The sequence below is a fragment of the Pantoea sp. EABMAA-21 genome, assembly GCF_030053335.1.
Lineage (GTDB): Bacteria > Pseudomonadota > Gammaproteobacteria > Enterobacterales > Enterobacteriaceae > Pantoea > Pantoea communis.
Map to the genome: position 1 here is coordinate 230,477 of NZ_JASGBX010000001.1, position 22,740 is coordinate 253,216.

General features: G+C 54.6%; 22 protein-coding genes. 10 read left to right on the top strand and 12 right to left on the bottom strand.

Annotated features, from left to right (window positions below; genetic code table 11):
- Positions 1–140: 140 nt before the first annotated feature.
- The 4 genes from QMZ65_RS01025 to QMZ65_RS01040 all read right to left on the bottom strand — a co-directional run bounded on the left by QMZ65_RS01025 (position 141) and on the right by QMZ65_RS01040 (position 4,747).
- Positions 141–1,511 carry a nucleobase:cation symporter-2 family protein gene (locus QMZ65_RS01025; RefSeq protein ID WP_283215225.1) on the bottom strand — a complete coding sequence of 457 codons (1,371 nt, stop codon included), beginning with the start codon at positions 1,509–1,511 and terminating at the stop codon, positions 141–143.
- A gap of 179 nt (positions 1,512–1,690) precedes the next feature.
- On the bottom strand, positions 1,691–2,392 hold the full coding sequence (gene bioD / locus QMZ65_RS01030) for a dethiobiotin synthase (RefSeq protein ID WP_097117092.1): 702 nt from the start codon (positions 2,390–2,392) through the stop codon (positions 1,691–1,693).
- A gap of 105 nt (positions 2,393–2,497) precedes the next feature.
- Positions 2,498–3,715: a sugar metabolism global transcriptional regulator Mlc gene (mlc, locus tag QMZ65_RS01035; RefSeq protein ID WP_160832956.1), complete on the bottom strand. Its 1,218-nt coding sequence runs from the start codon at positions 3,713–3,715 to the stop codon at positions 2,498–2,500.
- 135 nt (positions 3,716–3,850) lie between these two features.
- Positions 3,851–4,747 carry a LysR family transcriptional regulator gene (locus QMZ65_RS01040; RefSeq protein ID WP_097117090.1) on the bottom strand — a complete coding sequence of 299 codons (897 nt, stop codon included), beginning with the start codon at positions 4,745–4,747 and terminating at the stop codon, positions 3,851–3,853.
- A gap of 94 nt (positions 4,748–4,841) precedes the next feature.
- Here QMZ65_RS01040 and ynfM point away from each other — a divergent pair, with 94 nt between their 5' ends.
- The 3 genes from ynfM (at position 4,842) to QMZ65_RS01055 (ending at position 8,049) form a co-directional block, all read left to right on the top strand.
- The gene (gene ynfM, locus QMZ65_RS01045; RefSeq protein WP_283215226.1) at positions 4,842–6,098 is read left to right on the top strand and encodes a multidrug efflux MFS transporter YnfM/SxtP(Kp); all 1,257 of its coding nucleotides are present in this window, start codon (positions 4,842–4,844) and stop codon (positions 6,096–6,098) included.
- A gap of 167 nt (positions 6,099–6,265) precedes the next feature.
- Positions 6,266–6,523 carry a hypothetical protein gene (locus QMZ65_RS01050; protein ID WP_034831174.1) on the top strand — a complete coding sequence of 86 codons (258 nt, stop codon included), beginning with the start codon at positions 6,266–6,268 and terminating at the stop codon, positions 6,521–6,523.
- Between the two features lie 341 nt (positions 6,524–6,864).
- Positions 6,865–8,049, top strand: coding sequence for a sugar transporter (locus QMZ65_RS01055; protein WP_211727945.1), 1,185 nt, complete (start codon positions 6,865–6,867; stop codon positions 8,047–8,049).
- Positions 8,050–8,110: 61 nt separating this feature from the next.
- Here the strand turns inward: QMZ65_RS01055 and bhsA are convergent, their stop codons facing one another.
- Positions 8,111–8,368 carry a multiple stress resistance protein BhsA gene (gene bhsA / locus QMZ65_RS01060; RefSeq protein ID WP_283215227.1) on the bottom strand — a complete coding sequence of 86 codons (258 nt, stop codon included), beginning with the start codon at positions 8,366–8,368 and terminating at the stop codon, positions 8,111–8,113.
- 294 nt (positions 8,369–8,662) lie between these two features.
- Here bhsA and QMZ65_RS01065 point away from each other — a divergent pair, with 294 nt between their 5' ends.
- Entirely contained in the window at positions 8,663–9,316 is a 654-nt protein-coding gene (locus tag QMZ65_RS01065; RefSeq protein ID WP_097117087.1) for a TetR/AcrR family transcriptional regulator, read from the top strand.
- A gap of 86 nt (positions 9,317–9,402) precedes the next feature.
- On the opposite strand, the gene rhaM is transcribed toward QMZ65_RS01065, so the two are convergent.
- Genes rhaM through rhaB form a run of 4 tightly spaced genes read right to left on the bottom strand, consistent with a single transcriptional unit; the run spans position 9,403 to position 13,281 of the window.
- Positions 9,403–9,717, bottom strand: a complete 315-nt coding sequence (gene rhaM, locus QMZ65_RS01070) for an L-rhamnose mutarotase (protein ID WP_097117086.1) — start codon at positions 9,715–9,717, stop codon at positions 9,403–9,405.
- Positions 9,707–10,549: a rhamnulose-1-phosphate aldolase gene (rhaD, locus tag QMZ65_RS01075; RefSeq protein ID WP_283215228.1), complete on the bottom strand. Its 843-nt coding sequence runs from the start codon at positions 10,547–10,549 to the stop codon at positions 9,707–9,709. The genes rhaM and rhaD overlap by 11 nt, the downstream gene beginning before the upstream one ends.
- Positions 10,550–10,559: 10 nt before the next feature.
- A complete protein-coding gene (locus QMZ65_RS01080; RefSeq protein ID WP_283215229.1) occupies positions 10,560–11,816 on the bottom strand; it encodes an L-rhamnose isomerase in 1,257 nt (418 codons plus the stop codon).
- A complete protein-coding gene (gene rhaB, locus QMZ65_RS01085) occupies positions 11,800–13,281 on the bottom strand; it encodes a rhamnulokinase (protein ID WP_283215230.1) in 1,482 nt (493 codons plus the stop codon). Before rhaB ends, QMZ65_RS01080 begins: the two co-directional genes overlap by 17 nt.
- A gap of 289 nt (positions 13,282–13,570) precedes the next feature.
- Between rhaB and rhaS the strand changes: the two genes are divergently transcribed.
- Complete coding sequence (gene rhaS / locus QMZ65_RS01090; protein WP_097117082.1) at positions 13,571–14,392, top strand: HTH-type transcriptional activator RhaS; 822 nt, start codon at positions 13,571–13,573, stop codon at positions 14,390–14,392.
- A gap of 14 nt (positions 14,393–14,406) precedes the next feature.
- The gene (gene rhaR / locus QMZ65_RS01095) at positions 14,407–15,273 is read left to right on the top strand and encodes an HTH-type transcriptional activator RhaR (protein WP_283215231.1); all 867 of its coding nucleotides are present in this window, start codon (positions 14,407–14,409) and stop codon (positions 15,271–15,273) included.
- Between the two features lie 44 nt (positions 15,274–15,317).
- Here the strand turns inward: rhaR and rhaT are convergent, their stop codons facing one another.
- Positions 15,318–16,355, bottom strand: coding sequence for an L-rhamnose/proton symporter RhaT (rhaT, locus tag QMZ65_RS01100; RefSeq protein ID WP_283215232.1), 1,038 nt, complete (start codon positions 16,353–16,355; stop codon positions 15,318–15,320).
- A gap of 366 nt (positions 16,356–16,721) precedes the next feature.
- Between rhaT and QMZ65_RS01105 the strand changes: the two genes are divergently transcribed.
- From QMZ65_RS01105 to aldA, 3 genes are all read left to right on the top strand, one after another.
- Positions 16,722–17,045: a hypothetical protein gene (locus QMZ65_RS01105; protein ID WP_097117080.1), complete on the top strand. Its 324-nt coding sequence runs from the start codon at positions 16,722–16,724 to the stop codon at positions 17,043–17,045.
- Positions 17,046–17,059: 14 nt separating this feature from the next.
- Complete coding sequence (locus tag QMZ65_RS01110) at positions 17,060–17,158, top strand: YoaK family small membrane protein (protein ID WP_141399000.1); 99 nt, start codon at positions 17,060–17,062, stop codon at positions 17,156–17,158.
- 198 nt (positions 17,159–17,356) lie between these two features.
- Positions 17,357–18,793: an aldehyde dehydrogenase gene (aldA, locus tag QMZ65_RS01115; RefSeq protein WP_097117079.1), complete on the top strand. Its 1,437-nt coding sequence runs from the start codon at positions 17,357–17,359 to the stop codon at positions 18,791–18,793.
- 163 nt (positions 18,794–18,956) lie between these two features.
- On the opposite strand, the gene QMZ65_RS01120 is transcribed toward aldA, so the two are convergent.
- Both QMZ65_RS01120 and QMZ65_RS01125 read right to left on the bottom strand, forming a co-directional pair.
- The gene (locus tag QMZ65_RS01120; protein ID WP_166935097.1) at positions 18,957–20,231 is read right to left on the bottom strand and encodes an MFS transporter; all 1,275 of its coding nucleotides are present in this window, start codon (positions 20,229–20,231) and stop codon (positions 18,957–18,959) included.
- Entirely contained in the window at positions 20,228–21,649 is a 1,422-nt protein-coding gene (locus tag QMZ65_RS01125; protein ID WP_283215233.1) for a M20 family metallopeptidase, read from the bottom strand. The genes QMZ65_RS01120 and QMZ65_RS01125 overlap by 4 nt, the downstream gene beginning before the upstream one ends.
- Before the next feature lie 147 nt (positions 21,650–21,796).
- Here QMZ65_RS01125 and QMZ65_RS01130 point away from each other — a divergent pair, with 147 nt between their 5' ends.
- Positions 21,797–22,723, top strand: a complete 927-nt coding sequence (locus QMZ65_RS01130) for a LysR family transcriptional regulator (RefSeq protein ID WP_097117076.1) — start codon at positions 21,797–21,799, stop codon at positions 22,721–22,723.
- The last annotated feature ends 17 nt before the right edge of the window (positions 22,724–22,740 follow it).

Consider the following 22,740-nt stretch of genomic DNA (forward strand, 5'->3'; position numbering starts at 1 on the left):
GTGGTTTAGATCCCCAACTCTTCCGACGTACGCACCGACTTACAGCCAGTGGTTTAAATCCCCACCTCTTCCGACGTACGCACAAACTCACAGCCAGCGGTTTAGCTCCCCAACTCTCCCAACGCAACCACAGACTCAAATCAGTGATTTTCCTCCACCGCACCGATAACCCGCTCATCACCCCGCTCAGATGGCAGCACGATATTCAACAGCATCGCCAGAATGCCCCCCGTGGTCACCGCATGACCAAACAAATTACTCACCAACGGTGGCAACTGCTTCAACACCTCGGGTACCGCTTCCACACCCAAGCCAATACCAAAGGACACCGCGACGATCAACATCTCACGGCGTCCCAACGGGGATTGCGTCATCACCCGAATGCCTGCCGCCACCACACTGCCAAACATCACCAGTGTGGCGCCGCCAAGTACCGGCGCAGGGATTTGCTGCAGCACATTGCCGATCACCGGAAACACCCCTAACAGCATCAGCATCACACCAATCACCATGCCAACATAACGGCTGGCCACGCCGGTCATCTGAATCACACCGTTATTCTGCGCAAAGGTAGTATTAGGGAATGCCGAAAACATCGCGGCGAACAGACAGCTAATCCCATCAGCCAAAATGCCACCCTGCAAACGATGTTGAAAACCGTCGCCCTCAATGGGTTGCTGCGAAATCAGGCAATTCGCCGTCAAATCCCCTACCGCCTCAATCACGCAAATCACCGATACCAGCGCAATCGGCACGAAAATGCTCCAGCTAAAATCGAAACCAAAGCGGAAAAATGAAGGCAAAACCAGCAAGTGGCTGGACATCATCGGTTTGATGGGCAGATGGCCGGTCAGTGCCGCCGCCAGACAGCCCACGGCGATACCTGCTACCACCGCAACAAGGCGCATCCAGCGATTCTGGGAACGGTTAAGCACAATAATCACCAGCAGCGTCAGCGCGCCCAGCGCCAGATTTCCTGGCGCACCAAAGTCAGTGGCGTTATGGCCGCCAGCCCAATCGGTGATGCTCACTTTAATCAGGCTGATGCCGATCAAGGTAATCACCGTGCCGGTCACCACCGGCGTCAGCACTTTCCGCAACGGCGCTACGCAACGGCTGATCAACATGGGGATAAACGCGGCCACAAAGTTACAGCCCATGATCATCGCCATGATTGCTTCCGGTGAACCGCCCTGCGCTTTCACCATCAAACCGCCAGATAAGATGACGCCGAGAAAAGCAAAGCTGGTGCCTTGCAGGCAAATCATGCCCGCCCCAATCCCCATAAAGCGACGCGCCTGCAGAAATGTCCCTAAACCGGAAACCAGCAAAGACATGCTGATCAGATACGGAATGTAAGTCTGCAATCCGAGGATTGAGCCAATAATCAGTGGCGGCGTAATGATCCCCACCACGCTGGCAAGGACGTGCTGCAACGCAGCGAAAAAGGCGGGAACAGGACCAATACGGGCATCAAGCCCATACAATAAACCTTTAGGGGAGTGCGACATGTGTGTGCTCCGGCAGAATATTCATCAGCATGGCTGATGCATGATTCACGCCACTGGCACTCACATTGATTAAAAAATTTATAACCGCATGATTATAAGCTGATTTAAGCAGAGCGATCTCGGATGCTGAACCCGAAACCTTAGATTCAGCCACCGATCATTTGCATCACTTCGTTTCATCAGGCCGCAGGCTGTGCACTATCAACGTGCATTAATGCCTCATCCAGCAGGGAAATGTTCAGATAACCACTCAGCTCACGCTGCTCGGCACGCGGCAGATAAGGCAACTCACCCAGCAGCGGTGCGCCTAGCTTTTCACGCAGAACATCAATGATTTCAGCGTAATGAGCCAATCCTGGATTAATCCGGTTGGCGACCCAGCCCACCAAAGACAGCCCATCACGAGCAACGGCATCAGCGGTCAGTAAAGCATGACTAATGCAACCTTCCTTAATGCCCACCACCATGACGACCGGCAGTTGTTCCTGTTGAACCCAACTGGACAACGGCTGCAGATCATTCATCAGACTGCGCCAGCCGCCAGTTCCCTCCACCACCACCCGCGCGGCGCGGCTTTGTAACTGCTCAAGGCTGCGGCTCAGCAACGGATAATCCATTCGCACGGATGCGCTGGTGCTGATTTCATCTTCTTCCAGGGTGATGGGATTCACCGCCTGGTAAGGCAGTTCAAGCCCCGATGCCTGCTGCAGCAGCAAAGCATCTTTATTACGCAATCCGTCTGGCGTGTGCTGTGCACTTTTAGCAACAGGTTTGTAGCCTGCTGCACAGAGACCCGCTTTGGCGAAACACTGCAGAAGCGCGCGTGACACGACGGTTTTACCCACCGCAGTGTCGGTACCGGTGACAAAGATTGTTTTCACCTTATTCCTCCTTCGTTGAAGCGATGTGTAACCTGCGAAGAAGGCAGTTTAAGGAAATGTCTCGGATGGCAGATTGCGTTAGCGCAAACTTAAGGCGAGCAGTGATTAGCCTTGCAACAGTTTTACCAGCAAATGGCCGCTATAAAGTGAGTCTTTGATCAGCGCGGCGGCACCAAAAGTGCCCGGATCGCTAAAGCTGGTAGGGGCGAGTTGGATCTCATGACTGTATGCGGGTAACGCCTGCTGACGAATGGTGCTGCTAACGGCAGGAAACAGCACCTCAGCGGCTTGATTAAGCGGAGAACCAATCAGGATTTGTTGGGGATTGAAGATATTCACCATCATTGCCAACATGCGACCAATGTGGTGGCCGACACCGGCAATCACATCACGCGCCAGTCGATCGCCCTGCTGCGCGGCTGCGCATAAACTGGCGATGGTTAGCGGTTCCCGATGCAGCAAACTGTCGGGTTGCGAAGATAAACGCTGGGCCGCCAGCTGCAATAAACTGCCTGTGCTGGCCACGGTTTCCAGACAGCCATGATTACCGCAGTAACACTGCTGGCCGTAAGGATCGATCTGCGTATGCCCAATTTCTACCAGCGCACGACCTCGTTTGTGCAAAAGCTGGCCCCCGCTGATCACACCCGCACCAACCGTTTCATCAATCACTATTTGAATAACATCCTGCGCACCGCGCGAAGCACCGAACAGCGCTTCGGCCAGCGTCCAGGCGGAGATGTCATGTTGCACAAATACCGGTAAACCCGTGAGCGAGGAAAGTGTTTCACCTAACGGCATTTCCTGCACGTCATAGCCCGGCATGCGATGCACCACACCCGATGCCGCGTTAATTAAACCGGGTAAGGTGATGGCAATCGCGGTAAGACGCTCAAGTTTGTTCTGATGGCGGACGAAGAAGTCATTAACCATTTGCTGCAGCGTTTGCAGCAGCGGCTGGTCAGCGCTGGCAGGCAGTGGCAGTCGATCTTCCTGCAAAGCACGGCTGCTCAGATCGCGCAGCGTTAACGTGATATGTCCCGGTTGAATACGGATGGCAAGATAGTGCCAGGCGAGGGTATCAAGAATCAAACCAATGGCCGGACGGCCACGGCTGCCTGGATCCTGGAACTCGGTTTCCTGCACCAGATGCGCATCGAGCATTTCACGCACAATTTTGGTGATGCTGGCGGGTGCCAGCTGGGCACGTTTAGAAAGCTCAATACGCGAAATCGGGCCGTAAAGGTCAATCAGTCGGTAAACCACACCTGCGTTGGTCTGTTTTATTTGGTCAATGTGGCCAGGCTGACTGTCCAGATTCACGCCCTGCTCCCGGATATTTTCGCGCTTCTAAATAAACAGCAGCTATGGTGATGCAGATTGGCAGGCAGCGTCAAATATTTGATTAGAAATGTGATTTATCGCACATAAAGATCGGGCCATTGATCATCAGACGATTTAAATTTCGGCATTCTGCATCATCAATTGCATCATATTGTGCATTTGCGCAGTGGGTTGCCGCGTGGCTGACCAGACCAGCCAGACTTCAGAAATGGCATCGTGCTCCTGCAGGGGAATCCACACCACATCAGCCAGTCGCGCACGCCGGAAAGAAGCCGGTAATATGGACACTCCTAATCCGGTAGCAACGAGACCGAGAATCGTCATCGCTTCGCCCACTTCCTGTGTAATAAACGGTTTGATTTGATAACGGTGCAACAGCGCCAGTGTTTCCCCGTACAGCGCGGTCCCCCCCTGTGGATCAAAAAACACGAAGGGCTCGTTGGCCAGTGCCTGAATAGAGATCGTTTCGGCATCCGCTAGCGGATGTGCCCAGTGCACCAGCGCGCACAACGGCTCGCGCAACAGCACCCGATGCTGTAAATCGCTTGGCAACGGTGTGTTGCGCATCACCCCCAAATCCAGCCGACCTTCGTGCAGCGGTGCTAACTGCTGACGCGTGTTATTTTCCTGCATCGAAATATGCACTTCCGGCCAACGCTGACGAAATTGATACAGCGCGTCCGAAACCAGGCCGGTGAAGGGTGCGGAAGAGGTGAAACCAATACGCAGCTCGCCTTCCTGTCCACTGTGCACACGCGCTGCCCTACTGGCGGCTTGTTCAACCTGCAGCAAAATGACGCGCGCATCCTGTAAAAACAACTGACCGGCAGGTGTGATCTGCACGCTGCGATTAGTGCGGGTAAACAGCTGTGCGCCAATCTCCTGCTCCAGCTGCTGAATCTGTTGACTGAGCGGCGGTTGGGAGATATTCAGCCGCTGCGCCGCGCGGCCAAAGTGCAGCTCTTCCGCAACGGCGATGAAATACCGCAGATGGCGCAACTCAATATTCATACTTTAAACGTCTCATTTGAGATTATTAATATATTGTACAACCTATTCCCATTTTCCTACAGTAATCAGACCGTTCCTCATCTAAGGATATTCCGTGAGTCGCTCTTCCCAGGCAGTGACAATTCGTGAAGACGAGTTGTCCGCTAAGCCTGATTCAACCGTAGCCTCCTCCGAATGGATTGAACGTGGATCGCCGCAGTTTATGCGCGTCACGCTGGCATTATTTTCCGCTGGATTGGCCACCTTCGCGCTGCTGTATTGTGTGCAGCCAATTCTGCCCGTGCTGTCACAGCAGTTTGGCGTCTCTCCCGCTGAGAGCAGTATTTCATTGTCACTCTCAACGGGTTTGATGGCGCTGGGCTTACTGGTAACCGGCCCGCTATCCGATGCCATCGGGCGTAAGTCGGTGATGGTCACTGCCTTAATGCTCGCCGCCATTTGCACGTTGATTTCGGCCACCATGACCAGTTGGCAAGGCATTTTGATGATGCGTGCACTGATTGGGTTGTCTCTCAGCGGTGTGGCAGCGGTCGGGATGACTTATTTAAGTGAAGAGATTCATCCCCGCGTTATTGCCTTCTCGATGGGGCTGTACATCAGCGGCAATTCTATTGGCGGCATGAGCGGACGCTTGCTCACCGGGGTGCTGACCGATTTCTTCTCATGGCGTGTAGCCATTGGGGTGATCGGTTGCTTCTCGCTAGCAGGCGCACTGATGTTCTGGAAGATTCTGCCGGCATCACGTCATTTCCGTCCCGCTTCGTTGCGACCGCGCAGTTTACTTATCAATTTCCGCCTGCACTGGCGCGACAAGGGTTTGCCGTTCCTGTTTGCAGAAGGTTTCCTGCTGATGGGCGCGTTTGTGACGCTGTTTAATTACATTGGCTACCGTTTGTTGAGCGCACCCTGGTCGCTAAGCCAGGCGGTGGTGGGTCTGCTGTCGGTGGTTTATCTGACCGGCTCGTGGAGTTCTCCTAAAGCAGGCGCGATGACCAGCCGCTTTGGCCGTGGTCCGGTAATGATTGGCGCCACCGCCATTATGCTGGCTGGGTTGTTGCTCACCGCATTTGATTCACTCTGGCTGATACTGCCCGGCATGATGCTGTTTACAGCGGGCTTTTTTGCCGCGCACTCCGTTGCCAGCGGTTGGATTGGTCCACGCGCACGCCGCGCCAAAGGCCAGGCATCGTCACTTTATTTATTCAGCTACTACGTGGGTTCCAGCGTGGCGGGCACGTTAGGCGGTGTGTTCTGGCACAGCTATGGCTGGACGGGCGTGACGCTGTTCATCAGTGTGTTGCTGTTGCTGGCCTTATTCGTCGGCTGGCGTTTACAGTGCCGAAAACTGTAATACCTTTCATCTAAACGACGGGGCCGCTGCGCCCCGCTTCTCGCTTAAGCCGTCAGAATCGCGCTTTCAAATAGTCCCACTTAAAACAAAACGACAATTCGTCGCTATAATCCATTTTATTCCAACAATAGTTAGATTTTCTTTTTTCACAGCAATGAGGACGTTAGATGCAACTCTATTATTACGTCGATAAGCATGCAGGCTATAACGACAACCATGTGGTACATGCAACAGGCTGCCCGTTCCTCCCTTCCGATGGTGCACGGCGCTTTCTCGGGACTTTCTACACCGCCACGGCCGCCATTCAACAAGCCCGTAAATTCTATTCCAATGCGATGGGATGCGAGCATTGTTGCCCGGTGGCGGTAAAAAAAAGCCTGACCACTCAGCATAGCGTGGCGCTAAAACACATGGTGCAACTCTGATAATGCTGGTCTGACAATCGCGTAGCGCTTAAGGCGTGTTGTTAAGTACGGCTGTCACATCGTTCTCATACAGAAACAGCCGACTTCCTCATCACGGAATCATAAAGCGCTACGCTTTGATTGTTCTTGCCTGCGTTCACCCCTTAGCCAAAAAGCAAGAATTGATAATAACCTCAGGCTATTAACCAGGTCTTCAGCGATAAAAAATATTCAGGAATAAAAACGGTCTATATGGTTTTCATCCGCTCATTAATGCTCCACAATAGCCCCAATTTGTGATGCAGGTCACTTAACCGGGCTCGTTTCGCCCCCTCACTCGCTGTCAGATCGATTTGAACCCCATGCAACCAACTACCGTCTCACGTAAAACAGCCTGGCTACGCGTTGTGCTGCTGGCGATTGCCGCCTTTGTCTTTAATACCACTGAATTTGTACCTGTTGGCCTGTTGTCGGATATAGCGGCGAGCTACGCCATGAAGACCGCTGATGTCGGTATTATGCTGACCATTTATGCATGGGTCGTTGCGCTGTTATCCCTGCCGTTAATGCTACTGACGCGGAATATAGAACGCCGTCTGCTGCTGTCGGTGTTGTTCATTCTGTTTATCGCCAGCCATGTGCTTTCGTCCGTGGCATGGGATTTCACCTCGCTGGTGATTTCGCGCATCGGCATCGCACTGGCGCACGCGGTATTCTGGTCGATTACTGCTTCACTCGCGATTCGTGTTGCTCCGGCTGGCAAAAAAACCCAGGCGTTGAGTATGCTGGCAACCGGTACGGCATTGGCGATGGTGTTGGGCGTGCCCATTGGCCGAATCGTTGGGCAATACCTCGGCTGGCGCACCACTTTCGGCATGATCGGCTTGTCAGCGTTGGTGCTGCTAATTTTGCTGGTGCGGATACTGCCACGTCTGCCGAGCGAGCACACAGGCTCACTGAGTAGCGTACCGATGCTGTTCCGCCGTCCGGCGTTAGTAGCAATGTATATTCTGGTGACGCTGGTGGTCACCGCGCACTACACCGCTTACAGCTACATCGAACCCTTTATGCAGGTGGTCGCGAATGCGGATGAGAACTTCACGACCTTACTGCTGTTGCTGTTCGGTTCAGCCGGGATTATCGGCAGCGTGCTGTTCAGTTCGCTGGGCAACAAATTCCCCTCAGCGATGTTACTCGCCGCGATTGGCATCATCACGTTGAGTATGGGGCTGTTGCTGTTTGCCGCCGTGCGCCCTGCAGCCATTTCGCTGCTGTGCATTTTCTGGGGCATGGCAATGATGATGATCGGCCTGGCGATGCAGGTTCGTGTGCTGTCACTGGCACCGGATGCCACCGATGTGGCGATGTCCTTGTTCTCAGGTATTTATAACATCGGGATTGGTGCGGGTGCCCTGTTGGGGAACCAGGTCAGCCTGCATATGAAAATGTCGGATGTGGGTAACGTGGGGGGGTTAATTGGACTGGTTGCGTTGTTCTGGTGTATCGCCATCTTCCGTCGGTATCCGCAACTCCGTTCAAACGGATAATCCGCTCATAACCAAGGGCCCACATCGGTGCGCCCCTGCGCCATTCTTCGCGCTTTGGTAATTAGTTATAAATTACCGCTGTGCCATTTAGCTTGTTGTTGCCAGAGGTCGAAGTGATGCGGAACGACTTTGCTCCGGCAGCACTCGCCTTCTCCGATAGCTGATTCTCCAGTGAAGCCAGGTTAGTGCTACCTGATGCACTGACCACACCAATTTGCTGCTGGTTCAATGGTGCCTGATTCACTAGTTCAGCAGCCATGCTACCAAACGCGATGGATGACAGTGCGACTGCGGCTAATACCATTTTGATGCTTTTCATGATCGTCTCTCTTATGCAGATGGAAGGGGTCGGCTGAATTAAGTTAACAACCGTTAATTAAATGCTAGCGCCGAACTGGGCATCTCGTCAATCATTTTATTAACGGTCATTATTTTATTAAGAAGAGGCGTGATTATGGGCTTTAGCGCCCTTTTTCACTTATCGATTTGAGTGTTGTGCCGCAGGTAAAGCACAAACGGGCAAAGTGAATGAGAGGGAATGTCGGCTGCGCTTGCATATTTAGTTAGCGATCGGTAATTTAATCACATGTTCTTCATGCAGTGAGGTGTCCCTATGACGCAAATGACCGACACGCTTAATCGCAAAACGCGTGGTCGCCCCAAAGTGTTTGATCGCAACGATGCGCTGGATAAAGCGTTAATGTTGTTTTGGGCACACGGTTATGAAGGCACCTCGCTGTCAGATTTGGTGAACGCGACGGGGGCGAAAGCGCCGACGCTTTACGCGGAGTTTGAGAATAAGGAAGGCTTGTTCCGCGCAGCAATGCAGCGCTACATCGATACCTTCAGCGCGCAGCGTAATCAGGTGCTTAAGGATGAAACACTCGATGTCAAAGCCGCGATTGAGGCCTATTTTCGTGCCACTGCAGCCTGTTTTACCGAGTGTGATAAGCCCGCTGGCTGTTTCTTTATCTGCACCTCCAGTGCGCTCTCTTCAGGCTCAGACGAGATTGCACAGATGCTGGCTAAGCAGCACCATGCACAGGAACGGGCTTTGCAGCAATTTCTGGATGTCCGGCAACAGCGTGGCGAATTGCCGCAGTGTGCCAACAGCGGTACGTTGGCCAGCTATCTGGCCTGCGTGTTGCAGGGCATGTCAGTGCGCGCCCGTGAAGGCGCAAGCCGTGACGATCTCGATGGAATAGTCGATACGCAGATGGCCATCTGGCCCGCTCTGGCAGGCTACTGCGCGTTGAACGCGTCATAGCCTGCTGACGATGTTTTATCACTTTGCAGTCAGGTGCGACCTCCAGGCCGCCCCTGACTTGCACCAAAGTGTAATGTTTGAAATCCTTAAGGCATAAAAAACATCGGTTTTAACACCTGGCTGATCGGGCTATTGTTCGCATTCGATGGCATCAAATCTTTCATCGATGCCCACCAACGCTGGCACACTTCCGTGTTCGCGACCGCCTCCCAACGTGCTTCCGACTCTATCTCCACGCTGGCGAATAACAAATTACGCTCCGCATCCAGCCAAATCGCATAGTTGTGCGCACCGTGAGTTTTCAACGTCTGTTCCAGCTCAGGCCAGATCGGTGAATGGCGACGCAGATATTCATCATGACAGTGCGCATGCACCTGCATCACAAAGGCTTTACGCAACATCACTGCGCTCCACATCCAATGCCGCTTGCCACGGTTGCACACTGAAGCGTTCTCCAAGTGCCACCAGCTGTTCGGTGGTGATGCTCTGGCGAATCCCACCCATCGACAAGGCTTTGACCACCACTTCTGAAGACTTCTCGGCCGTGTCGATCAGTCCAAAAGTTTCATCCAGATTCGGACCGGCACCGAAAATGCCGTGGAACGGCCACATCACCAGGCTGTGTGATGCCATGGCATCGGCAGTGGCTTGACCAATCTGATCGGTTCCCGGCACCATCCACGGCAGAATGCCGACGCCATCCGGGAACACCACCAGACATTCGGTGCTGCCTTCCCACAATAAACGCGTGAAACGGGCGGAATCCAGATTCACCACGTAGCTCAACGCCATAAAGTTGGTGGCATGGCAGTGCATAATCACCCGGTCAGCCCCATTGGAAACCTGCTTACGCACGCTGTGCGACTGGAAATGCGCCGCCAGTTCCGAGGTTGGCAACCCGCCGTTGCTGAGTCCCCAATGGATTTTGTACGACAACCCTTTATCGTCCACCTGTAGCAGCGCCAGACAGTCGGCGGGATCAAGCTGAACATTACGGAAAAACTTGCCTGAACCGGTCACCAGGAACCAGTCGTTAGCCAGCGCGGGCGCCGGTTTGGTTAACTCAATACAGCGCGGTTCGGCATAAAAATCGGCTGACCAGGCCTGAGCTTCCTCCGGCAATAAACGCAGGCTGACGTTGCCGCCGTTACGCTCATCCCAGCCTTTTAACCACATATCGCTGGTGGCTTTCACCATGTCCTGAACAAAGGACGAAGAGAGAATATTTTGCATAGTTGATCCCTTAACGTAGAGGCAATGTTTGTTGTTCATAGTGGCGCACTTCGCTCAGCCAGCTGGCATCGGCGGGCACATCATGGCGCAGGCACCAGGCTTCCCAGACCGCCTGCCATGGCAGAGATTTCTGCTCTTCCAGCAGTGCCAGACGCGCGGTGTAATCCCCTTCCTGCTCACATTTTCGCAGCTGATCGCAGGGTTCCAGCAGTGCGCGCAGCAGCGCTTTTTTGGCGTTGCGGGTGCCAATCACCCAGGCTGCGATGCGGTTAATCGAGGCGTCAAAGAAGTCCAGGCCGATATGCACTTTGTCGAACAGTTTGTGGCGGGCGATCTCAGTGGCGATGGCCTGCGTTTCATCATCGAGCAGCACCACGTGATCGCTATCCCAGCGTACAGGGCGGCTGACATGTAACAGCAGGCGCGGCACGTACAGCATGGCGGTGGAAATCTTGTCGGAGATCACTTCGGTAGGATGGAAATGTCCGGCGTCTAACGTCAGCGCCGTTTGACGGCTGGCGGCGTAGCCGAGGCAAAACTCGTTGGAGCCCACGGTGTAACTCTCCGCGCCGATACCAAACAGTTTGCTTTCCACCGCATCGATATGATGACGCGGGTCGAGCTTCTCGCTGATGACTTCATCCAGCGCGCTGGCCAGACGCTCGCGCGGTGCCAGACGATCGATGGTGAGATCTTTCATGCCATCAGGCACCCAGATGTTCATCACCGATGGGGTTCCCAGCTGTTCACCAAAGTGCGCTGAAATACGGCGGCTGGCTTTGCAGTGGTCGATCCAGAACTGGCGAATCCCTTTATCAGCATGGGAAAGCGTAAAGCCGTCGGCGCTCAGCGGGTGTGAGAAGCAGCTGGGGTTAAAATCCAGTCCTAATTTGTTGGATTTCGCCCACTCTACCCAGCCGCTAAAGTGCTTCGGCTCAATGGCATCGCGTTCAACTGGCGAATCGCTTTCCAGATAAATGGCGTGGAGGTTGAGGCGTTTAGTGCCGGGGATCAGCGACATGGCTTTTTCTATGTCCGCACGCAGCTCATCCGCGTTGCGAGCGCGTCCCGGATAATTGCCGGTGGCCTGAATACCGCCCGTCAGTTCGCCATTCGGGTTTTCAAAGCCACGAACATCATCCCCCTGCCAGCAGTGCATCGACACCGGGATGCCATCCAGTTGGGTCATTACCTGGTCCACATCAATACCCAACGCCGCGTAGCGTTGTTTCGCCAGTTCAAAGGCTTGTTCAATCAGCTTTGTCATATGCAAGTTCCTTAGCAGGTTGGCTCAGTGCCGCAAAGCGTGCCTGGTGGGCAGCAAAGATGCTGGCGTTCTGAGGTGCAAACGTTTCTAACGGGAAATTTTTATCGATGCAGCGACGCAATTCGGCCACATCACGCAGTTCACCCAACGCCATCAGCTGGCAGCCGACATTACCCAGCGTTGAGGCTTCAATGGGGCCGGCCAGTACGGGCATTTCGCAGGCATCGGCACAGAGTTGGTTCAGTAATGGGTTCTGACTGCCGCCGCCGACCACATGTAACTGGCGAATCGCGGTTCCGCGCAGGTTGCCCAGTTCGCCTATCACCTGGCGATACAGCAGCGCCAGGCTGTCGAAAATGGTGCGTGCCAGCTCTGCAGGGCTTTGTGGAATCGGCATATGCTGCTCAGCGCAGGCATCCTGAATCTCCTGCACCATGCTGGCGGGATTAATAAAACGCGTATGATTAGGATTGATCAGGGCACGACAGGCGGATTCATTTTTTGCTTCGTCAATCAATGCGCAGAGATCTGAGATGTGCAATTCGCTGCATACGCGCTGTAATAGCCACAGTCCCATGATGTTCTTCAACACCCGATAGCCTTCCGCGCCACCTTCGTTGGTGATATTGGCGTCGAGCGACGTGCGGTTGACGCAGGGTTGCAGACTTTCTATGCCCATTAACGACCAGGTGCCAGAACTGAGATAAGCGGCATCATCCTGCATCAGCGGCGTGGCCAATACCGCGCTGGCGGTATCGTGGGTGGCGACGGCCACCACCGGGATCTTTTTACCACTGGCGTTAACCCAGTTGCCCACGGTGTTGCCCGGCGCAGTCGGTTTGCCAAACCAGTCGGCATCAATCCCCGCCCACGCCAGCAACTCGCGATCCCACTCGCCGGTGTCAATGTTGAGCAGCTGCGTGGTGGTGGCGTTGGTGTACTCCCAGTTCATATTGCCGGTCAGACGGTAATGCAGATAATCCGGGATCATCAGCGCATGTTTGACCTGTGCCTGCCAGCCCGGTTGTTGCTGGTGCAACGCACGCAGCTGATAAAGGGTATTGAAGGGCAGAAACTGGATGCCCGTGCGCTGGTAAATCGCGGCTTTACCCAGCTCATTGATCGCTTGTGCCATCACGCCATCGGTGCGCGAATCACGATAACTGACCGTTTCGCCCACCCGATCGCCGTTGGCATCCAGCAGCACCAGATCCACGCCCCAGGTATCAATGCCGATGCTGTCCGGCACGATGCCCTCATCATCTAACTGCGCCAGCCCTGCGCGAATCGCCTGCTCCAGACTGTCGAGATCCCAGCAGTCATAACCGGTGCGACGAACACGCTGGTTGGCAAAACGGCACACTTCACGCAGGGTGATGCGCTGGTTAGCAGAGGTCCATTGTGCGAGCATCACGCGCCCGCTGGATGCGCCTAAATCAATGGCAACAATGTTACGCATACTCATGGCGTTTCTTCCTGTGATGAGATGGCTTTAGCGTATGAATACTGGCGCTTGGCCACCTTCCCCTTACTGCCAGCGCGTGATAGTCGATGGCAGGCTGGCAAAGATGATCGTGAGAAAGCTCACAGAACCGGGGAACAACAGAGTTGTGAGCTTTACCGCAATTCCATCAATCACTTGGCCGATCTTGAATAATTGGCCATTTTCCTGCGCTGTGCGGTTTAAATTTCAAGGTAAGGTGCGCAGCGCCTGCGTAGACTCGGTTACAAAATTGTTAATCGAGAGGCGCATCATGACCGTTCTGCACAGTGCTGATTTCTTTCCGGAAGGAAACTACGCGATTGCTATTGAGCCGCGCGTACCGCAGCAGGCCTTTCCCGAACATCATCATGATTTCCATGAAATCGTGCTGGTTGAGCAAGGTTCCGGTATTCACGTGTTTAACGGCCAGCCGCAGACCCTGTGCGCCGGTTGCGTGTGCTTTGTGCGCGATCACGATCGCCATTTGTATGAGCAGACCGAGAATTTGTGCCTGACTAATGTGCTGTACCGCAGCCCGGCAGCGTTTCGTTTTCTCTCTGGTTTACAGTCATTGCTGCCCGGCGATGAAAACGGTAACTATCTGTCGCACTGGCGTATCAATCACAAGGTGATGGCGCAGGCGCTGCAGATTGTGACGCAGATGAAACAGCAGGAGGTCTGGTCGCTGGAGCGACAGGCGCATCAGGAGCAGCTGTTTTTGCAACTGCTGGTGCTGCTGCGCGAGGCGGGTCACAACGATCAGGCGCAGGATCAGGAAGCGCGTCTGCATCGGTTGCTTGACTGGCTCAATGAGCACTACAGTGAAGATATTGAATGGGATGCGCTGGCCGATCGCTTCTCGCTTTCGCTGCGCACCCTGCATCGCCAGATGAAGCAGCAAACCGGCAATACGCCGCAGCGCTACCTGAATCGTCTGCGCTTATTGCAGGCCCGGCATTTACTGCGCCATAGCGATATGCGCATAACGGACATCGCCTATCAGTGTGGATTTGGTGACAGCAACCACTTCTCCACGCTGTTTCGGCGGGAATTTGGCTGCGCGCCCCGAGCGGAGCGCCAGCAGATGATGTAACTGGAGTGGTTCCCATGTCGCTGATTTTGACGCGCGAAGACTATTTCCCGGCCACCAATCTGCCGATTGCGGTGGCCGAACGCATGCCTCAACCCTCCTTCCCCCCGCATCGTCATGAATTCAGTGAAATTGTGATCGTCTGGCGCGGCAACGGCTTGCACGTGCTCAACGATCGCCCGTGGTTGATCACCTGCGGCGATGTGTTCTATATCCGCGACAATGATTGCCACAGTTATGACAGCGTCAACGATTTGGCGCTGGATAACATTCTTTACTGCCGCGATCGCTTTCGTCTGAGTCTGGACTGGAGCCAGCTGCTGCCCCCACAGGACGATGATGCACCCAGCTGCTGGCGCTTAACCACGCGCGGCATGGCGCTGGCGCGTGGCGTGATCAGCCAGCTCGAGCGGGAGAGCCGTAAAAGTGATTCATTATCGATTCAGCTCTCTGAGGCCCTGTTTCTGCAGCTGGCGCTGATCTTGCGTCGCCATGGTTATGCAGCTGACCGTCCATGGGCGCTGCCGGAAGGTGAACAACTGGATTTGCTGATGTCAGCTTTACAGGGTGCGCTGCACCGCCCGTTCGACTTATCCCATTTTTGCCAGCAAAACCAATTGAATGAACGTGCGCTGAAGCAGCTGTTTCGTCAGCAAACCGGCATGACGGTGGGCCATTATTTACGGCAGCTGCAACTGTGCCAGGCAAAATATTTGTTGCGCACCCAGGATTGTTTAATCAGTGAAGTGGCCGCGCGCTGCGGCTTTGATGACAGCAATTACTTCTCGGTGGTGTTTACGCGGGATACCGGTTTGACACCCAGCGCCTGGCGCCAGCGTTTTCTTCCTCAGCACGCCTCACTGAGCGACAAAATAAAAGCCTGACGCACCTTGCCGCGCGTCAGGATTTTTATAGGAAGCCGAGTTAATTAACCGTTGGCCATGCCCAATCCCACGATGTTGGCCGCGATGATGATCACCACACAACCCAACGACAGCACGCGCACCGGGCGCTGCCCCACCGCTTTCCACTCTTTCAGCACCAGACCCACTAATCCACCGCACAGTACATACAGGCTCATGTGCAGCATCCAGCTGACAAAGTCATATTGCGCAGGAATTTTCGCGTGGCCCCAGGCGTAGAAGAAGAACTGCAGATACCACATGGTGCCACCGAGCACGGCAAAGGCCACGTTGGCCATCAGCATCGGTTTTGCCACTGAGAAATCGCGACGTACTGACAGTTCCGGTTTGATCGCCAGACGCACAAAGCAGTAAGCCAGATTAACCAGCGCACCGCCGCCCATGATCACCACATAGCTGGGTAAGGCCACGTACAGCGGATTGATACCCAGATTGGCTGCCGCTACATGCATCGGTTTCGCCGCATCCATCGCGAAAGACATCCCGGCGGAGAAGATGCCGCACAACACCGCCAGCACCAGTCCTTTCTTGAGATTAAACTCTTCCGCATTGATGCCAAGCGCACGCTCTTTCAACAAACCGGCACGTGAAACGATCGCCACACCCACCAACGCCACCAGTACGCCTAACAACGTCATACGTCCGCCTGGCGAGCTGAACAGCTCAACAAAGCGTCCCTGCAACAGCGGCGTCATCAAGGTGCCCACCACGAGGGTGATACCAATGGCAATACCAATGCCCATCGACATGCCGAGATAACGCATGGTCAGGCCATAGTTAATATTTCCGACGCCCCACATGGCACCAAACAGAAACACCGGCAGCAGTTGCGAGAAGCTAAAACTGCCGTAATAGGCCCAGAAGTTGGGCAGCAGCACGGCACTGACCGCCCATGGCAGAATCAGCCATGACATCACGCCGCCCACTGACCACATTGTTTCCCATGACCACTTTTTTACCTGCTTAAACGGAGCATAAAAACATGCGGCACTGGCGGCACCCACCAGATGCCATAAAATACCGGCAAGAATGGCACTGTTCATTGTTATTCCTTCGTAAGGTTGAGGCCCACAGGAAACCGATAGTTTCCCGATTAGCAGCAGTCTACGGTGCGCAGCTTTTCTTCAGCCTTTGGATGGCTGCCGGAAAGCGCGCACTGCTGGCAAAATTCGGCGGGTCTTCAACATAAGGATCACAAAATCGCATTTGCAGGCAACATTCTGACTGATTTTTATAAGTGACTTATTATTGGGGATATTTTTTATTTTTGTTGTGTTGATCGACACAGTTTTTGACTGACTGCCAGCCTGCTGTTTAACATGGCAGTCACGCAAAGCCGCCCGATGAGCTTTCCCCGACGTGGCGAACTCCGTATAACGTTGGAAAAATCATCGCAACGAAGGAATGAGATGAATAGCAAAAGGTTGACGCTGCTGTTGTCGCAGCAGGTGAGCCGCGTGATGCTGGATGATATCCGCGCCATTGTGCCGCCCCAGGCGTTAAACGTGTTCATTAATGGATTGGATGAAGAACGTTACGCCACACTTGACTGCATCCAGAGCGAAGAGAACTGCGCCCTGCTGGCTTCGGCCATCGTGGTGTGGCGTCAACTCGGGCATGTTCACCGCATTCGGTATCAGAAAGGCGAACATCTGCGCGAGGTGGATGACGCCAGCCAATTCCAGCTGTTCAGTATGATGAAAACCCATCGCGCCATTGTTCAACTCGCTTAACGATCAGGATAATTATGAAAATCGGACTGCTCTTCCCTATTGCCATCATCATTGCTGGCGTCAGTTTCCTCGCCTGGTTTATCGCCAGCGGCGCGGCGGTGCCAGGCTCCTGATATTTTTGCTGAAAAGGATGATTAGCTAACACGCTGAATACGCGGCATTTCAACAGGAATGCTGCGTCTGTCGTACCGTTCTTCCCTTCTCTGCCATCTCGTCATCCGCTCTGGCACTGACAAAAAGGTGCTACACCTTGATCTGTTTCACTCTCGATTCACACCCTGATAACGAAACCGATCGCGGAGACCCTACAGATGACAACACACCATCAACATTACATTAATGGCGCGTTTGTAAACGATCAGAACGATAAATGGATTGAGGTCATCAATCCGGCGACTGAAGCGCTGCTGTCACGCGTGCCGCAAGGCACTCAGCAAGATGCAGCACAGGCAATTGCGGCCGCAGAAACTGCACAACCCGGCTGGGAAGCGTTGCCCGCAGTAGAACGCGGCAACTGGTTGCATAAAATTGCCGCCGGTATCCGCCAGCGTGAACCCGAATTGACGGCCACGATAGTGGCGGAAGGCGGTAAAACGCAGGGGCTGGCGCAAACTGAAGTGCTTTTCACCGCCGATTATCTGGATTACATGGCCGAATGGGCGCGTCGTTATGAAGGTGAAATCGTCAATAGCGATCGTCCAAATGAAAATATCTTTGTATTTAAGAAAGCCATCGGTGTCACCACCGGTATCCTGCCGTGGAATTTCCCCTTCTTCCTGATTGCGCGTAAAGCCGCTCCGGCGCTGATTACCGGCAACACTATTGCCATCAAACCCAGTGAGCTCACCCCTAACAACGCGGCGATTTTCGCGCAGATTGTGCATGAGATTGGCCTGCCGAAGGGCGTGATCAACTTTGTGTTTGGCTATGGTCCTGAAGTCGGTCAGGAGCTGGCGGCGAACCCGAAAGTCGGTTTGGTGAGCCTGACCGGCAGCGTCGGCGCGGGCATTGCCACCATGCAATCCGCAGCGAAAAATGTCACCAAGGTGTCGCTGGAACTCGGCGGCAAAGCCCCCGCGATTGTCATGGATGATGCAGACCTGGATCTCGCTGTGAAGGCGATTGTCAGCTCACGCGTGATCAACACCGGACAGGTGTGCAACTGTGCGGAACGCGTGTATGTCCAGGAAGGCATTTATGATCGCTTTATCACCGCTCTGACTGCCGCAATGAAGCAGGTGAAGTTTGGCAATCCGGCCGAACAAACCGATATCGACATGGGCCCGCTGATCACCGCCGCCGCGCTGGAACGCGTGGAGCAGAAAGTCGCCAAAGCAGTGTCTGAAGGCGGAAAAGTAGTGCTGGGCGGCAAACGCGCCGGTGATAAAGGGTTCTACTTCGAACCGACGATTATTACCGGTGTGCGTCAGGAGATGGAGATCATGCGTGAAGAGATCTTTGGTCCGGTATTACCAGTGATGACCTTTAAAACCCTTGATGAAGCCGTCGCGCTGGCTAACGATTGTGAATATGGCCTGACCTCTTCGATTTACACGCAAAATCTGAACACGGCGATGATTGCGCTGCGTCAGTTGAAGTTTGGTGAGACCTACATCAACCGCGAGAACTTCGAGGCGATGCAAGGGTTCCATGCAGGCTGGCGCAAATCGGGTATTGGTGGTGCGGATGGACGTCACGGACTGGAAGAGTATCTGCAGACCCACGTGGCGTATTTGCAGTTCTCCTGAGTGAAATACCTGGCTGAATAGGTTACCAGCCAGGTATCGTCATGAGGTGAAGTCGCGCCATAACTGGCGCATTTCTTCAGGCTGCGCAATGGAATGCGCAGCTCCGGTATGCCTAAGCTCTTCGCCTTTAGATAGGGGGCAAAGCTAATCCGCTCAACCGCCTTTAAGCGATGCGCTTCTGGCTGCGTAGCAAGGCTAATCCACTCAGTACCGACATCGCCATCAGGTAATAACCGGGTGCCAGGCTGGTGCCGGTGGCAGTGATCAGCAGCGTACAAATCAGCGGTGCAAAACCACCAAACACCGTCACCGCGACGTTATAGCTGATCGCCATCCCACTGGCGCGAGTACCAATTGGGAACAAGTCGGCCATCACCGACGGTACCGTCGAGAAATAGATCGATTTCAGCAACGCCATCCAGCACACCAAAATAATCAAGGTGGTCGGCGTGGTGTGATTCACCACCAGCTTAAACGCCGGATAGATAGTGATGATCAACAGGATCAGCGAGCCCCACATCAACGGCACGCGACCAACACGCTCCGCCAGTAAGCCCATCAGCGGCGTCACCACTGTCAGGATCACTCCTGCCAGCAAGGTCGCAGTGAACGCGGCGGAACCTGGCAGATGCAGGTTTTTGGTGGCGTAAGTTGGCACGTAGTTGAGCATGTAGTTTACTGCGGTGGAGATCACCATCAGGCCAATCGCCAGCAGCATCAGCTCCTTCTGACGCCCGAACAGACGTTTCAGCGGTGCGGCCTCCGGCGCTTGCGCTTCAAAACTGGCAGGCTCATGCACATGGCGGCGGATGTAGATCCCCAACGGACCAATCAGCAGACCGAAGGCAAACGGGATACGCCATCCCCAATCCTGAATCTGGCTCTCCGTGAGGATCTGCGTCAACCCCAATCCAAACGCCGAGGCCAGCAGCGTACTCGCGCCTTGCGTGGCAAACTGCCAGCTGGCGATAAACGCCCTGCGCTCCGGGAAATGCTCGACCAGAAACGCCGTTGAGCTACCGAATTCGCCACCCGCTGAGAAGCCCTGTACCAAACGCGCCAGCAGAATCAGCAACGGCGCAATCAAACCAATAGTGCCGTAGCTCGGCATAAAGGTGATCACCGCGCCGCCCAGCATCATCAGGTTAATGGATAGCAGCAGCGCCTTTTTACGCCCGTGGCGGTCGGCATAGTTACCCAGCACAATCGCGCCTAACGGACGAATCAGGAAGGAGACGCCGAAGCTACCAAAGGTCAGCAGCAAAGAGACCGAGGGATCGCTGGTGGGGAAGAACGCATGGGCAATGTAGCTGGCAAAGAAGCCGTACACCGCAATATCAAACCACTCCAGTGCATTACCGATACAGGTGGCAAACAGCGTTTTGTGCAGATTTGGTTTGGTGCTGCTCAATGGGGCAGCCGTGTTAATCGTACTCATGCAGCACCTCCTGCGTGCAGACGGTGTTTAGCCACCAGTTCGCTGCCCTGCTCGCCCAAATCCCACAGCAGTCGGGTCATAATTTGCAGACCTTCACGCGCAATCGACTTCAGCATATGTTCGTTGACGCCATGCTGACCGCAGGCCGGGTAGGAGTGCGGCACCCACAAGGTTGGCAGGCCGAGAATGTCTGAGAACACTTCGTTGGGCAGTGAACCGCCCAGATTCGGCAGCAGCGCCGGTTTTTTGCCGCTGGTCTCTGCCATGCTCGCCAGCACCCAATCCACCAGCGGATCGGTAGGATCGAGTCGCGTCGCCGGTGAGCCGCGCATAAACTCCACTTTTACGTAGCCAAAACCGTGCTGCGCCAGGTGCTCGCTAACATGCTGAGCCAGGTTTTCCCAATCGGTACCGACCACAAAGCGCAACTGGCACACCGCCGTGGCTTCACCGGGAATGGCATTCATCGGACGCGCAGGATTGCCGGTCAGGAACGCGAGGACTTCCAGTGTATTCCAGCCGTAGAGTCTTTCTGTCGGAGAAAGCGTCGGCTCGCCCCAGGTGGGATCAATCTCTGGATCGCCTGGCATCCCGCCCACTTCGATGTCGCTGAGGATGTCGCGCACTTGCTGAGTGAGAGAGTCAGGTTTCAGCGCATCAACCTGCAGCACGCCCCTTTCGTTCACCAGACAAGCAATGGCGTTGGCGAGTTGAGTACCCGGATTGGTCAATAAGCCGCCCCAGTTACCTGAGTGATAGGCGTTGTCACGCGCGGTGACGGTGAGACGGAAGTTGACCGCACCCCGGGAGCCAAGGAACAGGGTTGGGCGCACCGCATTGAGACGCGGGCCGTCAGAAGCGATAAACAGATCGGCTTTAAGCAGTTCAGCATGATGCTGGCACAGCTGAGCCAGACCCGGAGAGCTGATCTCCTCACCCATCTCAAACAGCATTTTGCAGTTGAATCCGAGTCGTCCACCACGTGCTTTAAATACCTGCTCCAGCGCAGCAAGGTTAACGCAGTGCTGGCCTTTGTTATCCGCGCTGCCGCGTGCGTACCAACGATCGCCTTCTTCCACCAACTGCCACGGCGATAGGCCTTCGCGCCAGTTTTCGTCATCGCCGAACACCACATCGCCATGGCCGTAGCTCAGCAAGGTCGGCAGTGACGGATCTTCGATGCGCACCGCCACCAGGAAGGGGCGATGAGCGGCTTCAGGGTTATCGATAAAGTGCAGCGTAAACCCCAGTGCGATCAGCTGAGGGCCAATTTCATCCTGCAGGTAACGCTGTAATTCATTGTCACGATCCTGGCGCTGGCTTTCAGTACGTTGCGCCACGCGTCGGGCCAATGTTTCCTGAAATTCCCCGCTGTCGAACCAGGCGGTGGCTTGTTGTACCGCTTCTTTAGCTGTCATGTTTGCATGTCTTTATTGGTATTTTGGTTTTGTCATCTTTGCGGAAACCTTGCTTTGCCACAATTATCAATTTATCGAGTATGATTTGCTTTTTTGGCAAAGCTCCGCTGCCCGATTTCGAGGCATGCACCAGCATGAGGCATTCGCATGATAAGCAACGAGATCCGCTATTTTCTGGCTGTCGCCAATACCGGTTCGCTCAGCGCGGCCAGTGAACAGCTGTTTGTGGCGGTGTCGGCCATCAGCAGGCAGATCCAGCGACTGGAAAATCAGGTCGGCGTACCGCTGTTCGATCGCCATGCGCGCGGTATGGTGCTGAATGAAGCCGGTGAAATTTACGCTCATCACGTGCGCAAAAATATGCTGGAGATGGAATACGCGCTGGCAGAAATCAAAGGATTAAAGGCCGTACGACGCACGCTGATTCGCGTGGCCTGTACCGATGGGTTGGCCTTTACGCTGCTGCCGCGCATGATTGCCGCCTTCCGTAAGGATAATCCCGGCGTGCTGTTTGATATCAAAGTGGCGAGTACGCAAGGTGTCGCCGAGTTATTGCGCAGTGGTGAATGCGATCTGGCACTGCAATTTAGCCTGCACGCTGAACGCGGTGTGGAGGTGATCGGTTCCTGGCCAGCGCCGGTGCTGCTGGTGATGCATCAGAGCCATCCGCTGGCTAGCGCAACACACGTGACCCTGAACGATGTCAGCCACTATCCGCTGGCGTTGCCGCAACAAAACACCACGGTGCGCCAGCTGTTTGAGCTGGCGAGCCATATGAGCGGCAATTTGATTGAACCGGTGATCACCTGCGATACCTTCTCAACGCTGTTCCACTTCCTGCTGCGTACACCGCTGGCCCTGACCATTTGCAGCGCCTTTACCGTGCTGCAAGAGGCGGAAACGCACGGCTTGATATTACGTTCTGTGGGAATTGATCAGTTGAGTCAGCGCAACCTGCAGCTACAGGCGCAATCAGGGCGACCTCGCAGTGCCGCCCTGAATGTGTTTATGACGTTTTTACTGCAGCAAATGAACGCGCTGGAAGAGCCGTTGCGTCAACGCTGGAAGCCATAATCGCCAGGATTTTGGCA

Coding starts and splice junctions, on each gene's coding strand:
- QMZ65_RS01025 (WP_283215225.1), bottom strand. CDS start 1,511: ATGTCGCACTCCCCTAAAGGTTTATTGTATGGGCTTGATGCCCGTATT.
- QMZ65_RS01040 (WP_097117090.1), bottom strand. CDS start 4,747: ATGAATATTGAGTTGCGCCATCTGCGGTATTTCATCGCCGTTGCGGAA.
- QMZ65_RS01050 (WP_034831174.1), top strand. CDS start 6,266: ATGCAACTCTATTATTACGTCGATAAGCATGCAGGCTATAACGACAAC.
- QMZ65_RS01055 (WP_211727945.1), top strand. CDS start 6,865: ATGCAACCAACTACCGTCTCACGTAAAACAGCCTGGCTACGCGTTGTG.
- bhsA (WP_283215227.1), bottom strand. CDS start 8,368: ATGAAAAGCATCAAAATGGTATTAGCCGCAGTCGCACTGTCATCCATC.
- QMZ65_RS01065 (WP_097117087.1), top strand. CDS start 8,663: ATGACGCAAATGACCGACACGCTTAATCGCAAAACGCGTGGTCGCCCC.
- rhaM (WP_097117086.1), bottom strand. CDS start 9,717: ATGTTGCGTAAAGCCTTTGTGATGCAGGTGCATGCGCACTGTCATGAT.
- rhaD (WP_283215228.1), bottom strand. CDS start 10,549: ATGCAAAATATTCTCTCTTCGTCCTTTGTTCAGGACATGGTGAAAGCC.
- QMZ65_RS01080 (WP_283215229.1), bottom strand. CDS start 11,816: ATGACAAAGCTGATTGAACAAGCCTTTGAACTGGCGAAACAACGCTAC.
- rhaB (WP_283215230.1), bottom strand. CDS start 13,281: ATGAGTATGCGTAACATTGTTGCCATTGATTTAGGCGCATCCAGCGGG.
- rhaS (WP_097117082.1), top strand. CDS start 13,571: ATGACCGTTCTGCACAGTGCTGATTTCTTTCCGGAAGGAAACTACGCG.
- rhaR (WP_283215231.1), top strand. CDS start 14,407: ATGTCGCTGATTTTGACGCGCGAAGACTATTTCCCGGCCACCAATCTG.
- rhaT (WP_283215232.1), bottom strand. CDS start 16,355: ATGAACAGTGCCATTCTTGCCGGTATTTTATGGCATCTGGTGGGTGCC.
- QMZ65_RS01105 (WP_097117080.1), top strand. CDS start 16,722: ATGAATAGCAAAAGGTTGACGCTGCTGTTGTCGCAGCAGGTGAGCCGC.
- QMZ65_RS01110 (WP_141399000.1), top strand. CDS start 17,060: ATGAAAATCGGACTGCTCTTCCCTATTGCCATCATCATTGCTGGCGTC.
- aldA (WP_097117079.1), top strand. CDS start 17,357: ATGACAACACACCATCAACATTACATTAATGGCGCGTTTGTAAACGAT.
- QMZ65_RS01120 (WP_166935097.1), bottom strand. CDS start 20,231: ATGAGTACGATTAACACGGCTGCCCCATTGAGCAGCACCAAACCAAAT.
- QMZ65_RS01125 (WP_283215233.1), bottom strand. CDS start 21,649: ATGACAGCTAAAGAAGCGGTACAACAAGCCACCGCCTGGTTCGACAGC.
- QMZ65_RS01130 (WP_097117076.1), top strand. CDS start 21,797: ATGATAAGCAACGAGATCCGCTATTTTCTGGCTGTCGCCAATACCGGT.